At 51.5% G+C, this 12,910-nt stretch carries 10 protein-coding genes; 4 read left to right on the top strand and 6 right to left on the bottom strand.

Annotated features, from left to right (window positions below):
* Nucleotides 1–35 precede the first annotated feature (35 nt).
* The gene (locus tag B157_RS0100365) at nucleotides 36–581 is read right to left on the bottom strand and encodes a Rieske 2Fe-2S domain-containing protein (RefSeq protein ID WP_020601385.1); all 546 of its coding nucleotides are present in this window, start codon (nucleotides 579–581) and stop codon (nucleotides 36–38) included.
* Between the two features lie 268 nt (nucleotides 582–849).
* On the opposite strand from B157_RS0100365, the gene B157_RS0100370 reads away from it, so the two are divergent.
* Nucleotides 850–3,327, top strand: a complete 2,478-nt coding sequence (locus B157_RS0100370) for a glycoside hydrolase family 95 protein (protein ID WP_026308377.1) — start codon at nucleotides 850–852, stop codon at nucleotides 3,325–3,327.
* 23 nt (nucleotides 3,328–3,350) lie between these two features.
* Here B157_RS0100370 and B157_RS0100375 read toward each other — a convergent pair whose 3' ends face one another.
* From B157_RS0100375 to B157_RS0100390, 4 genes are all read right to left on the bottom strand, one after another.
* Nucleotides 3,351–4,682 carry a DUF4270 family protein gene (locus B157_RS0100375; protein ID WP_020601387.1) on the bottom strand — a complete coding sequence of 444 codons (1,332 nt, stop codon included), beginning with the start codon at nucleotides 4,680–4,682 and terminating at the stop codon, nucleotides 3,351–3,353.
* An 11-nt stretch (nucleotides 4,683–4,693) separates the two neighbouring features.
* Nucleotides 4,694–5,044, bottom strand: a complete 351-nt coding sequence (locus tag B157_RS0100380) for a DUF4907 domain-containing protein (protein WP_020601388.1) — start codon at nucleotides 5,042–5,044, stop codon at nucleotides 4,694–4,696.
* Nucleotides 5,044–5,946 (bottom strand): Kelch repeat-containing protein, encoded by a 903-nt coding sequence (locus tag B157_RS0100385; protein ID WP_084761734.1) that lies wholly within the window; start codon nucleotides 5,944–5,946, stop codon nucleotides 5,044–5,046. Before B157_RS0100385 ends, B157_RS0100380 begins: the two co-directional genes overlap by 1 nt.
* Before the next feature lie 461 nt (nucleotides 5,947–6,407).
* Nucleotides 6,408–7,883 carry a S41 family peptidase gene (locus tag B157_RS0100390; RefSeq protein WP_020601391.1) on the bottom strand — a complete coding sequence of 492 codons (1,476 nt, stop codon included), beginning with the start codon at nucleotides 7,881–7,883 and terminating at the stop codon, nucleotides 6,408–6,410.
* A gap of 320 nt (nucleotides 7,884–8,203) precedes the next feature.
* Between B157_RS0100390 and B157_RS0100395 the strand changes: the two genes are divergently transcribed.
* From B157_RS0100395 to B157_RS34070, 3 genes are all read left to right on the top strand, one after another.
* The gene (locus tag B157_RS0100395) at nucleotides 8,204–8,728 is read left to right on the top strand and encodes a gluconate 2-dehydrogenase subunit 3 family protein (RefSeq protein ID WP_020601392.1); all 525 of its coding nucleotides are present in this window, start codon (nucleotides 8,204–8,206) and stop codon (nucleotides 8,726–8,728) included.
* A gap of 112 nt (nucleotides 8,729–8,840) precedes the next feature.
* Nucleotides 8,841–10,553: a GMC oxidoreductase gene (locus tag B157_RS0100400; protein ID WP_020601393.1), complete on the top strand. Its 1,713-nt coding sequence runs from the start codon at nucleotides 8,841–8,843 to the stop codon at nucleotides 10,551–10,553.
* 208 nt (nucleotides 10,554–10,761) lie between these two features.
* Entirely contained in the window at nucleotides 10,762–12,087 is a 1,326-nt protein-coding gene (locus B157_RS34070) for a PQQ-dependent sugar dehydrogenase (RefSeq protein WP_020601394.1), read from the top strand.
* A 382-nt stretch (nucleotides 12,088–12,469) separates the two neighbouring features.
* Here B157_RS34070 and B157_RS0100410 read toward each other — a convergent pair whose 3' ends face one another.
* A complete protein-coding gene (locus B157_RS0100410) occupies nucleotides 12,470–12,901 on the bottom strand; it encodes a tetratricopeptide repeat protein (protein WP_425423184.1) in 432 nt (143 codons plus the stop codon).
* Nucleotides 12,902–12,910: the final 9 nt, after the last annotated feature.

Below are 12,910 nucleotides of genomic sequence, written 5' to 3' on the forward strand. Positions count from 1 at the left end.
TTAGGTTGGCTATTTTTTAGTAAATTGGTTGATTGCTAGGTGTACACCACCAGGGTTTTACCATCGGTAGCTGTTTTGTAAACGGCAATGCCACCGCTTCCAAAGCTGTTTTTGCCCCTCCCCGTCAGGTCGAAGCGGGCACCGTGTACGGTACAGTAAAACTCCGTTTTATTGAAGATGATGTTCTTCCTGGGTTCATGACTGCACGTTTGTGTTACGGCTACATACACGCCTGCACTGGTTTGGGCAACCACAATACCGCTCTGAGCGATATATCCGCCCACGGTTTTCAGCGCGGCAGCCGCCGTACTGGTCAGGTCGATGGTTAGCAACCGGTTCTTGATGGTACTCAAATCCGTAGTGCTGCCCGCCGTTGTTGTCGATGTAACCGTAGAAGAGGTAGCTGAACTGGACGTGGCCGTAGTCGATACGGGTGTTGTGGTGCTAACAGGCGTACTGGAAGCAGGCGAAATGACCAGCGCATCAACCACCGAATCGCTCTCGTGTACGCAGCCCGTCAGGGCAGCCATCAGTGCCGCTCCGGTAAATCCCATTGATTTCAAAAAATCATACCGCGTCATGGCAGGTCTTGTTTGTCAGTTGAGTATAGTCCGTTGGTACTGATTGTTATTCAGGCACATTTGTTAGTAGGATTACGACGTATAAACGTAATTCGTTGCACGAAAAAGGTGGCCTGAAGAATCATTTTTTTTGACAGGGTGGCCAGTTCAGGAGATACGGGAATTTTGCAACAACTTTCTCAGGATAAAACCAGTACAGCGTGCTTTATCAGTAAGAAAGCTTTTGCGCTATAAAGCCTAAGCGGTAATCTTGTTCCAACTTACGTCTATGAAACAAATCGCCTGTGTCCTCCTGCTCCTTGCCTGTTCTCCGTCATTGTCTGCCCAGTCGAATCTCAGGCTGTGGTACAAACAGCCTGCCGCTGTCTGGACGGAGGCTTTGCCCATTGGTAACGGCCGGGTGGGGGCCATGATTTTTGGGAGAGTGAACGACGAACTGATTCAACTCAACGAGAGTACACTCTGGTCGGGCGGGCCGGTAACCGGACATGTTAACCCGGACGCCCCTGCCTTTCTACCTCAGATTCGGCAGGCCCTGGCGGAGGAGAAGTACAAAGAGGCAACCGAACTGGCCAAACACATGCAGGGACTCTACACCCAGTCGTACCTGCCTTTGGGCGATTTGATGCTAAAACAGGATACCAAAGGAACCACGCCGTCGGCTTATTACCGCGATCTTGACATTCAGAAAGCGGTGGCCACTACACGGTTTACGGTTAATGGTACGGACTACGTACGGGAAATCTTTAGTTCAGCCCCCGATCAGTTGATGGTTATTCGCCTGACGGCCAGCAAGCCCGGACAAATTAGTTTCGATGCCGCTACCCGGAGCCAGCTTCGGGTTAAAAGTACTGGTAATGGAACCAGCGAATGGGTGATGCGTGGTAAAGCACCTACCCAGGTAGATCCCAACTACTATAACCCCAAAGACCGTGAACATATCGTTTATGATGACACCCAGGATTGTAAGGGCATGCGCTTCCAGTTGCGACTGAAAGCATTGAACAAGGGCGGAACGGTGCAGACCGACACGGCTGGTCTCCACGTTCGGAATGCCACGGAAGTACTACTGCTGGTAACGGCCACGACTAGTTTCAACGGCTATGACAAATGCCCCGACAAGGATGGAAAAGACGAAAATAAACTCGCAGAAGATATTATTCGTAACGCCGTTGGTAAAGATTACCAAACCCTGCTGAGTCGGCACATGGCGGATTATCAGGGTTTTTTCAATCGGTTCTCTCTTCAGATAACCGATACAACGGCCAGAAAGCTGAGTACGTCTTCACCCTCCGACGAACGACTACAGGCATACAGTAAGGGAGGCTATGATCCCGGCCTGGAAACGTTGTATGCCCAGTACGGGCGATATTTACTTATAGCCAGTTCGCGGGTGCCGAATGTACCGGCCAACCTGCAGGGTATCTGGAACAAAGAACTGCGGGCGCCCTGGAGTTCCAACTATACCATCAACATCAACACCCAGATGAACTACTGGCCGGTGGAGGTAACGAACCTGTCGGAGTTGCACCAGCCTTTGCTGGGCTTCATTGGCGAACTGGCTAAAAATGGGGCTGCTGTGGCAAAGGAGTTTTACAACATGCACGGTTGGGTAGCGCACCATAACAGCGACATCTGGGCTATTGCCAATCCCGTTGGCGACAAAGGGCAGGGTGACCCAAAATGGGCCAACTGGAATCAGGGTGCGGGCTGGTTGTGCCAGCACCTGTGGGAACATTACCGGTTTACGGGCAATCAGACCTTCCTGAAAGAAACGGCTTACCCGCTCATGAAGGGAGCCGCTTTGTTCTACCTGGACTGGTTGGTGGAGGATAAAGATGGGTATCTGGTAGCCTCGCCTTCCAATTCGCCCGAAAATGATTTTATCGATTCAAACGGGCAGGCGGCCTCCATTTCGGTGGCTACGACGATGGATATGTCCATCATGTGGGATTTGTTTACCAACCTGATCGACGCGTCTACCGTATTGAATACCGAGCCTGAATTTCGCCGGATGCTGATTGAAAAACGGAAGAAGTTTTACCCGCTTCATATTGGGCATAAAGGCAATTTGCAGGAATGGAACAAAGACTGGGACGATGTGGACCCGCAACACCGGCACGTGTCGCACCTGTTCGGCCTGCATCCCGGTCATCAGATATCTCCGGTCACGACACCCGAATTCGCGGCTGCGGCCAAAAAGACGCTGGAAATACGGGGCGATGCCGGAACGGGCTGGAGCCGGGCCTGGAAAGTGAACTTCTGGGCACGCCTGCTGGATGGCAACCATGCCTACACGCTGCTTCGGCAGTTGTTGAACTACACCAGCCAAACGGGAACAAAGTATGGTAGTAAAGAAGGCGGGGGAACGTACCCCAATTTCTTCGACGCGCACCCACCTTTCCAGATTGACGGTAATTTTGGCGGCACGGCGGGTATGGCCGAAATGCTGATCCAGAGCCACCTGGATGCTATTCATCTGCTGGCCGCCCTGCCCGATGCCTGGAAAGATGGCCGTGTTACTGGCCTGAAAGCGAGGGGTAATTTTGAGGTGGGTATACAGTGGAAAAACCACCGGCTCACAACGGCCACGGTCAAATCCATAAATGGAGAACCCTGTAAAATCAGAACCAGTCAACCGCTGGCCATAAACGGCAAAAAAGCCAATTCCAGGGCAACTGAAATTGGCTTTGTCACGGAGTTTTCAACAAAAAAGGGGCAGACCTATATGTTATCAGCGTTATAGGAGCCAGCCTAAGCACTAAACAGCTAGGTTCCTGAGGTAATAAAGAGCTGCACCTTTAACTGGTCATTCGCTTTTTGCTGGTTACCCAGCACTACCCGCTGCACATAATCTTGTAGGGAATAATTCCGCTGACTAATCTGCTGAAACTCCGCCGACGTGGGAATCGTCAGTAACAGCGGTTGATTTAAGGCTTTCCGCTTGATAATCTGTCCAATATAGTACGTCAGATCGAAGGTGTACGAATCCGCCAGCGTTAGCGCATTCGGATCGTAGCTGTAGGCTGCTACTGCTGCCGAACTTCCGGTTACGCCACCCGGAAACGAAATGGGCAGCACATCATTCTGGGTATTGGTGAAAAACAGGGCCAGTGGAGGTGGTTGCATATTGTCGTTCAGCGTTTTCCGGACGGGGCTGATAACCAGCAGAGCTTTATTGAGATCGGCAAACTTCTCCGGACGGTCAAACTGATTAAGATACGGGAACTCAAGACGCGTTTGTAACTGGGCACCCGGTACCACAAAGGATGTATTATCGGTCAGGCGACTGCTAACCGCATCGGTGCGATTTTTGAGCGCACTTAGTACGGTACCGCTCAGGTCGTTCTTAACCTGCGAGAAGTAGATGGCCGAGAAGGGAAACAGAAGCGTAGACGCTGTCTGGTCAATATCGGTCGAATGATAATAGAAACGCAGGCCACTGCTGGCAGTTGCGAATCCGACAAACGTATTGGCATTGGAATTGCAGTTCAGGGCAAAACCCGGCAAAAATTCAGCCAGCGCCGTAGCATCACTGACCGTACCGTTCTGTAGTTTGGCAAAAAAGGCCTGTGTCAGGGCATCGGGCATCCGAATCTGTACTTGCCTTGTGCGACTCCTCGGCTGGGGAATGAACGTCTTTTGTACGATTGCTTTAGGGTCGTAATCCAGTGAACTGGTGTTGTAGTACAACTGATTCTCCATGGGTCGAAGCAACGGATGTACACTCAGATTGAACTGCGACGCAGAGTCGCCGTACACAAAGGCATAATTCAATTCCAGTACCAGCGAATCCAGCCGAATGTTGGTTTGCGTATTCAGCGAGTTGGCCGCGTAATTGACGGATGCAAAGCTCCGGGCGGTCATTTTGCCGGTTTGGGCGTCCGTCCAGCGGCCCACCAGCAGATTGGCATCACCGGATGTAGCAAACGAGTCAGGTTTCAGCACCGTCGACGTTTTGACGGTTACGGAATCCACCGACTGCACGAGCAGTTCCTGTGGGTTGATAACCGATTGCCCTACGTTGAGGTCGCCCGTTTGACAGGAAAATAGCACAATACCGGTCAGCAACAGCAAACCGGCGTACCAGAATGTACGCATAATCAAAGAATTCAGGGAATTTTTACGCCTAACTGACGTAACTCTTCATTGGTCAGCGTAGGCAAGGCCTCCGTCTGCTGTATTTTCTCCACTACCCGCTCACCGACCCGACGGGCCTGCTCCTGGCTGGAAAAAGCTACCATACCGGGCACTCCCGGTATGGTAGGCTGATGAATGAATGGTTTTCCATTGTTCAGAATGTCGTAGCCCCAGCCGTTGGGACTCCTGATTACCTGAACCTGGTAATGATTTTGCCGCAGGTCATACAGTTGGTAAGCCGTGGTAGCGGCCAAACCAATCAGCAACAGCCCTAGTAACAGCCGGATCAACTTTGTTTGCGTGCTGGTTGTTACGACCGGCATTACTGAACCTGCTCAATGGTCGGGTCAAAGCTCCAGAGGTCGTCGAAACGGCTGCTGGCACTGCCTCCAGTTGTAACGTACCCTTGTCCACCAATGGCAAACCCTACGCCGTACGTCCGGGAAGCCCCTTCAAAAACACCCCGGGTGGTCCACAAATCAGTTGCCGGATCGTATTCCCAGACATCTTTGGTCGTGCTGGTGCCACTACCCGTTACAATGTAGCCTTTGCCGTTAATGGTGAAGCCTACACCATAGCTCCGGGCAATGCTGGCCTGGTCGGTGGTGAAATCCAGTTTCTGGGTCCATAAATCCTGCGCGGGGTCGTACGACCAGAAGTCTTTCTGATCTACTTGATTGTTATTGCCCGTACCAACATAAGCGATGTTATTGATAACGAAAGAAACAGCTCCCACACGCTTGGCCCCACCGTAGCTGGCTACTTTGGTCCAGGTATTGGCCGTTGGATCGAAGGCCCACATATCTTTCAGGTAATTGCCATCGTAGCCCGTACCTACATAGCCTTTCGTGCCAATGGCAAAGGCAACGGCGGTCTGGCGGGCGGTGCCACCAAAATCAGCTACTGCTTTCCAGGTATTCGTTGCTGGGTTGTATTCCCAGAAATCTTTCAGCCGGTCGCTGTTGGCGTTGATACCGGTACCAATGTAACCTTTTGTGCCCGTGGCAAAACCAACCCCGGCGAAACGGGCTACTCCGCCGAAATCCGCTTTCTGTGTCCAGGCATTGCGAGCGGGGTCGTACGCCCAGAAATCTTTCAAACGGTTGCTGTTGGCATCGGAACCCGTACCCATGTACGCGATAGTGCCAATAACGAAGCTGGATGCACCGTACCGGCTCACGCCTTCCAGTTGTGATTTTGTTGTCCAGTCTCCCAGAGTAGACACAACGTCGGTTGTTTTACAGCCTATGAGCGCACCAGCCCAGCCGATGCAAAGTATCCCTAAAACCCAATTGGTGCGGGTGGTGGAAGAGAGTGAATTCTCTGCTGATATAGATTTCGACTGGGATTTTCTAGCCGAAAGAAATCGGAATGGTAAATGAATCATGAAAAAACGAGCGTGACGAACGAATTAAAACGTAAAGGTATAGCAATTTGAGTTAACAACGACGATGCCGGTAGCCTGACCAGCCTGCGTTACCTCATTGGTTTTCGACGCGGCCAACACAATGGATTGGCCGGGTTCTGCAAAATTACACCAAAGGGGTACTACTTACCAACGAGCTATTCTCATAAAAATTCTTAATTGATGCCGTTGATTTAAGCCGTGTCGCTGATAAAATCCAACGGCTACAGCCTAAAGACCCGCTTCAGGCTGTAACCGTTGGAACGCGACTGAAAAAAATATCAGAACGTCAGATTCCTGAGTTTCCGAATCATGGAATGCCCCCCTGCTTTGCGTTCCAGGGATGAACCCAGGGCTGCCAGCGGGTTGCCAGGCGTTATAGCCCGACGGCCACCGGCTACAGCAACGCCAGTAATTTGGTAGAGTGCTTCACTCAGCAGGGCTTCGTTGGTGTCGCCCAGCGGCAATAAGGTAATAGCCTCCTCCACCGTGGTGCCGGGGGTAAAACCGGTAGAATAATCAGACTGCCCCAAACTATTGTAGGACTTGAATACGATGGGCTGCATCCCCCACTTTATCTTGCCCGTATCGTCCGTAATGGTAATCGAGCCCACATTTTTGCCGTAGGTAGTGGTTCCAATGGTCGTTACGGGCATGTAAGGCCGCAGACCGTTGATGATTAGCTCACTGGCAGAAGCTGTTTGGTCCGTCGTCAGGACAAATACCCGCGAGAGGCTGTTGCCAATGTTCTGCGACTTGTCGAGAAAATTCGTGATGAAGAAACTGCTGCCGTATTCCTTTTGTAGGTAAGGCGTGATACTGGCGTTCCACTCTTCGCGGAAATACAGTTTACCGGAACTAACCCCTTTGCCAATCAGGCTGGCCAGATTAGCCGACGAGGAGGTATAGCCGCCCGGATTGTAGCGTAAGTCCAGCACCAGTTCATTGACTCCCTGCGCTTTGAAACGGGCAAAAACCGCATCGACCTGCGCATCATATTCGTTGGCCGTACTGCCGTTGGCACCCGGCACAAACTGATTATACACCAGATAGCCGATTTTTTTGCTGCCAATGGCGTATACAGAATCCATAAAGACCGGATTTTCCTGGAACGTAGTAGCCGTTACGCTGATTGTTTTATCGGTATCGATCAGCGTTGTGCCGCTTACACTAGCCAAACCAAAGGTAAAGGCCGTTGTGCTACTGTAAAGCAGGTCGGCGTAATTGGTCGTGCTCAATAGCTGGCCGTTCACTTTGGAGATGATGTCGCCCCGTTTCAACCCGGCTTTCTGTGCCGGAGAATTAGGCAGTACGTATAGGACCTGAGCAATAACGCCCGTTCCTCCCGATGTTCGCAGGTATAGATTGTATTCCATACCGGTGGTTAGTGTTTGCCCGCTTAGTTCGGCCGTTAGCGTGTTCGCGTCGTTTTCGATCCAGGAGAACCGATCGCCGGTTGGGTTGGTGGTGGCGTCGTACTTGTTCAGAATGGAGTCGAAAAATACGTCGGGGGCAAGGGTCGTGTCGGGGTTGGCCGGAATCGTCGTGTTCCAGTAATAGTACTCCCGCATATTCGACAGGATCCAGGAGTCAACGGTTGTGTTCTCACTGGTTGATGCTGTCGTTTGTGGCGTAACGTTGTCTGAGTTCTTGGTACAGGCCGAGAGCAGACCAATAAAACCAGTCAGTAAAAACAGCCTTACTGACCAGTGCTGAAAAGAACGCGCGTTTTTCCGGGTGTTTTGAGTACCATTCATTGTTGTTGTTGTTCTGTAGAGTTAATAGATAAAACATGCCCTTATCTGATAACGAATACGACAGAAAAATGAACAATGTTGCACCACGCGTTTCAATGGGGCATATTTAATGGGCATTTAATTCGGGCCTGACCTTCCTGTACAGGTATGCGTCCGAAGCGTGAATACTAGGGTATTCCATTGATTTTGTAGTTATAAACAGACTTTTGTGGCCAGTAGGCACGATAAGTAGTCAGGTTTGTGTTATATCTTTGGGAGAATGAGTAGCATGATTTTGATATAAACTAACTTCTGTGGAAAGACGTAACGCATTAAAAACAATGGCCGGGGCCGTTGGCGGCTTGATTAGTTTGCCTGCTTGGGCCAACGGCTGGACGGCGGACACTGTCCGTTCGACTCCTCAACTGCTTTCTCGTAGCCAGGATGGACTGCTGGCCGAACTGGTTGAGACCATCATTCCGGCTACCGATACACCCGGGGCAAAAGGGCTGAATGTGCATCAGTTCGTGCAAAAAATGATAACGGATTGCTATCCGGTAACCGCGCAGAACACCCTGCGCAACGGGTTGGATTCATTGGATGGGCTGGCAAAAACGGCGTATGGTAACTCATTTGCCGGAGGAGATGCGGCCCAGCGCACGGCTTTGCTTACGCAGTTATCCCAATCTACGGACGCGGGGCAGAAAGAATTTTACTCGCTGGTAAAAGGACTTACTGTTCGGGGCTACATGAGTTCAGAATACGTGATGACTAACCTCACGCACTACCAGTTTATACCGGGCCACTATTACGGCTGTGTTCCCGTTGCCCAGAAAAACCAAAAAACAACCTCGCAGGGGAAATAAATATCGGTTTACGGTTTAACGTTTACGCCGGGCCGCCGATGCGGTTGGCTGACGCGAGAGACACTTTTGCGTCAGACAACCGTAAATTTAAAAACCATAAACTTAACCAGACATGTCTTATATAAACATAGATGCTCAGGCGCAGAATACATACGATGCCATCGTGATTGGCTCGGGTATTTCGGGTGGCTGGGCCGCCAAAGAATTAACCGGTAAAGGACTCCGTACACTGGTGCTCGAACGCGGCCGCGATGTTCGGCACGTAACGGATTATCCATCCACCAACATGCAGCCCTGGGAGTTTGAACACCGCAACCAGCTTAAACGAGAGGTGCGGGAGGCCAACCCTATTATCAGTAAATGCTACGCCTTTTATGAAGGAACGGAGCAGTTTTTTGTGAAAGATGCCGAGCATCCCTACGTGCAGGACAAACCCTTCGACTGGATTCGGGGCTATCAGGTGGGTGGTAAATCGCTCATGTGGGCGCGGCAAACCCAGCGGTGGAGCGACTTTGATTTTGACGGCCCCGCCCGCGATGGCTTCGCCGTCGACTGGCCCATCCGCTACGCCGACATTGCCCCCTGGTACAGCTACGTGGAGAAATTTGCCGGTATTTCGGGAAATAAAGACGGAATTGCTACGCTGCCCGACGGGGAGTTTCTGCCCCCGCACGAGTGGAACTGCGTGGAGAAACATTTCCAGAAAAAAGTAGCGGGTAAATACAACGACCGGCACGTCATTATGGGTCGGGCGGCTCACATTACCAAGCCCCAGCCAATTCACTTTCAGCAGGGTCGGGCGCAGTGTCAGCACCGGACCATCTGCGAGCGAGGTTGCCCGTTTGGCGGGTATTTCAGCAGTAACTCCTCCACCATTCCCTGGGCGGCCAAAACGGGAAAAATGACCCTGCGCCCCAATTCGGTGGTGCATTCCATCATCTATGATGAAAAGAAGGGAAAGGCAACCGGTGTGCGCATCATCGATGCCGATACCAAACAGATGCAGGAATTTTACGCCCGCATCATCTTCCTGAACGCGGCTGCCCTGAACTCAAACCTGGTGTTGCTCAACTCTACATCCAACCGGTTTCAAAATGGATTAGGTAACGATAGCGGTGTTCTGGGTAAATACGCGGCTTTCCACAACTACCGGGCCGGTGTTTCGGGTGAGTACGACGGCGACCTTGATTCGACTACCGATGGTCGGCGGCCGAACAGTCCGTACATTCCGCGTTTCCGGAATGTGCATAAACAGGAGATGGGCTTTTTGCGGGGCTACGCGGCCGGTTTTTCGGCGGGCCGTATTTCGCGTTCCGACCAGAGTGGGGTGGGGGCAGACCTGAAAGAAAGCCTGCTGAATCCAAAACTGGGTGGGTGGCACGTCGGTTCGCACATGATGGGCGAAACCATTCCGAAAGAAACGAATTACCTGGCTCTCGACCCGAACCTGAAAGACCCGTTTGGCATTCCGCAACTGAAAATTTCCATCGCCTACGACGACAACGACGATAAGATGGTGAAGGACTATCAGGAGCAACTGACGGAGATGTTTACCGAAGCCGGTTTTACAAACATCCGCGTTCGGGACAGCCACGCCAGTCCGGGTCTGGATATTCACGAAATGGGGGGCGTCCGGATGGGTAAAGACCCCAAAACGTCTATGCTGAACAAGTGGAATCAACTTCACGCCGTGAAAAACGTATTCGTTACCGACGGTGCCTGCATGACCTCCACGTCAACCCAAAACCCTTCTCTGACATACATGGCCCTGACAGCCCGTGCCGCCGATTATGCCGTGAAGGAGATGAAGAAAGGGAATATGTGATCGTATCCGTTCTTATAATTTCCCCTCCCGTAAATAGCAGCCATAGGACCGGCTGCTATTTACGGGAGTTTTTTCTGTCATTCCGACGAAAGGAGGAATCTCAAGCGTCAGGACATTCTTTCGTCGGAGTGACAGAAAAAAGTAGTATTTCTACGACCGTGCCAACTTTTGGGATAGATATACAGTAATCTCACATTCCTATCAAGTCATGATTAAACCGCTTGTTGGCATTATTTGCCTGATAACTTCGCTGGTTGCGGGTGATAGCATCGCCGAAACCCATCCCGTGAAGCCTCCCCGAACTTCTGTGCATACCACGAAAAAGGCCGATGACCCGCTGGTATTAAAACTCCCGGCCGGATTTTCGGGCAGCATCATCGCGCAGGATTTAGGCCCCACCCGGCACGTCGCCGTTACTAAAACCGGTGATATCTACGTAAAACTCAACAAGCTGAAAGATGGAAAAGGCATTTACCGGCTGCGGGACACCAACAACGACGGCCTGATTGATGAGCAGATGGGATTTGGCAACTATCCCGGAACGGGGATTGTTCTCAAAAACGACTACCTGTATGCTTCCTCCAATTCGGGGATTTATCGGTACAAACTAAATGATAAACAGGAAGTTATGAACTCCGACCAGCCCGAGATGATCGTGTCCGGTTTACGGGAAAAAGACCGCGATAAATCGAAGTCGATAGCGGTTGATAATCAGGGGAACATCTACGTCAACGTAGCCTCGGATAATGATGCCTGTCGGGAAGCGGGAACCGGGAAAGGACTAATGCCCTGCCCGCTGCTGGATTCGGCGGCTGGCATCTGGAAATTTAAAGCGGATGTTCCCAACCAGTCATTCGACAAGGGTACGCGCTATGCCACCGGCCTGAAAAACGTGGTAGGGCTGGACTGGAACGATAAAACGAACTCGCTGTTCGTGCTACAGCACGGACGGGGCCGGTTCGATGATTTTTACCCCCAAATGTACACGCCCCAGATGAGCGCCGAACTCCCCGCCGAAACCATGTACGAAGTACACCAGGGCGACGATGCGGGCTGGCCGTACATTTATTACGACCCCATCCAGAAAAAGAAAATTATGGCACCCGAATACGGGGGTGACGGTAAGAAAGTGGGCACGGCAAAAACCATTGACCCGCTGGTGGCTTTCCCTGCGCACATGGCCCCGAACGGATTGCTGTTTTACACCGGAACGGCCTTCCCCGAACGGTATCGGAACGGCGCGTTTGTTGCCTTCCACTCCCAGTCGCAGCCGTTGCACAAAGGGTATCTGGTGGGCTTCGTGCCGTTCAAAAACGGAAAGCCATCGGGCCCCTGGGAGATTTTCGCCGACAATTTTTCGGGCATCGACCTGGAGAAACCCAGCGGCCCCGTGCAGCACCGCCCCTGCGGACTGGCCCAGGGACCAGACGGTGCCCTCTACGTGACGGATGACCTGAACGGAACCCTGTTTAAGATCAGCTATCAGGGAGGGGATAAAGGAACGAAAGCAACGGCTGGTTTGAAGAAGAAATAACAGACAGGATCATTTGTCGTTCAACCTCATAAGGACAGGGAACTGGCTTTGTGGGGTTGTTTTTTTGCGCCATACTACTCAGTTGATCGGTACCAATGTGGACATCGTTGCCCTTGATGGAACCGCCTTTCATCAGGAGGTGCGTTTCAATCTTGTTTGATTTCGTTTTTATGTTGTCCCATCGGGACATAACAACGTAGTGTCGGTAGCTTTAGGGTTTAAATTCTCTCTCTCTGGCGTGCCGTAGGTACGCGACCAGTTGCGTACCTACGGCACGCCAGAGACATTCAGGGTCATTTTTCTACCGACGCCACGCTGTCAAATCCCTACGGGATAAACGTTCACTCAAGATTGAAACGCATCTTTCATCGCGTTCTTTTCATCATAAGATCGGTTCCTCGTCTTGAATGGATTGTAAAATTTCCTGATAACGAACTTCCCCAAGCTGACTTTTAATGGCTTCCAGATAATCTGCTGTTACCTCGACCTTGGGCGAACCCAATTGTTTAAACGTCAGATAAGCTAGCCAAAGCTGGGCAATTGCTTTCTCGGCATCCTGAAACTGCTCCCAGTAAATAGCCCCCATGTTGTGATACGTGACAGCTAGCCCGGCTTTATCGCCGATTTGCTGTTGGATGCTCAGGCTTTGCTGGAGATAGGTCAGGGCNTCGCCGATTTGCTGTTGGATGCTCAGGCTTTGCTGGAGATAGGTCAGGGCCATTTCGTAATCGCCCCGGGCGTCATAAATCTGGGAGATGTTATTGAGGGTGGCACCTTCGCCAGATTTGTCGCCAATTTGCTGTCGAATGCTCAGACTCTGCTG

Origin of the sequence: Spirosoma spitsbergense DSM 19989 (assembly GCF_000374085.1) — a bacterium.
GTDB classification, from domain to species: Bacteria; Bacteroidota; Bacteroidia; order Cytophagales; family Spirosomataceae; genus Spirosoma; species Spirosoma spitsbergense.

Bases quoted from the DNA above. Each gene is read 5' to 3' on its own strand.
- B157_RS0100370 (WP_026308377.1), top strand. From the start codon at position 850: ATGAAACAAATCGCCTGTGTCCTCCTGCTCCTTGCCTGTTCTCCGTCA.
- B157_RS34070 (WP_020601394.1), top strand. From the start codon at position 10,762: ATGATTAAACCGCTTGTTGGCATTATTTGCCTGATAACTTCGCTGGTT.
- B157_RS0100400 (WP_020601393.1), top strand. From the start codon at position 8,841: ATGTCTTATATAAACATAGATGCTCAGGCGCAGAATACATACGATGCC.
- B157_RS0100395 (WP_020601392.1), top strand. From the start codon at position 8,204: ATGGCCGGGGCCGTTGGCGGCTTGATTAGTTTGCCTGCTTGGGCCAAC.
- B157_RS0100375 (WP_020601387.1), bottom strand. From the start codon at position 4,682: ATGCGTACATTCTGGTACGCCGGTTTGCTGTTGCTGACCGGTATTGTG.
- B157_RS0100380 (WP_020601388.1), bottom strand. From the start codon at position 5,044: ATGCCGGTCGTAACAACCAGCACGCAAACAAAGTTGATCCGGCTGTTA.
- B157_RS0100365 (WP_020601385.1), bottom strand. From the start codon at position 581: ATGACGCGGTATGATTTTTTGAAATCAATGGGATTTACCGGAGCGGCA.
- B157_RS0100390 (WP_020601391.1), bottom strand. From the start codon at position 7,883: ATGAATGGTACTCAAAACACCCGGAAAAACGCGCGTTCTTTTCAGCAC.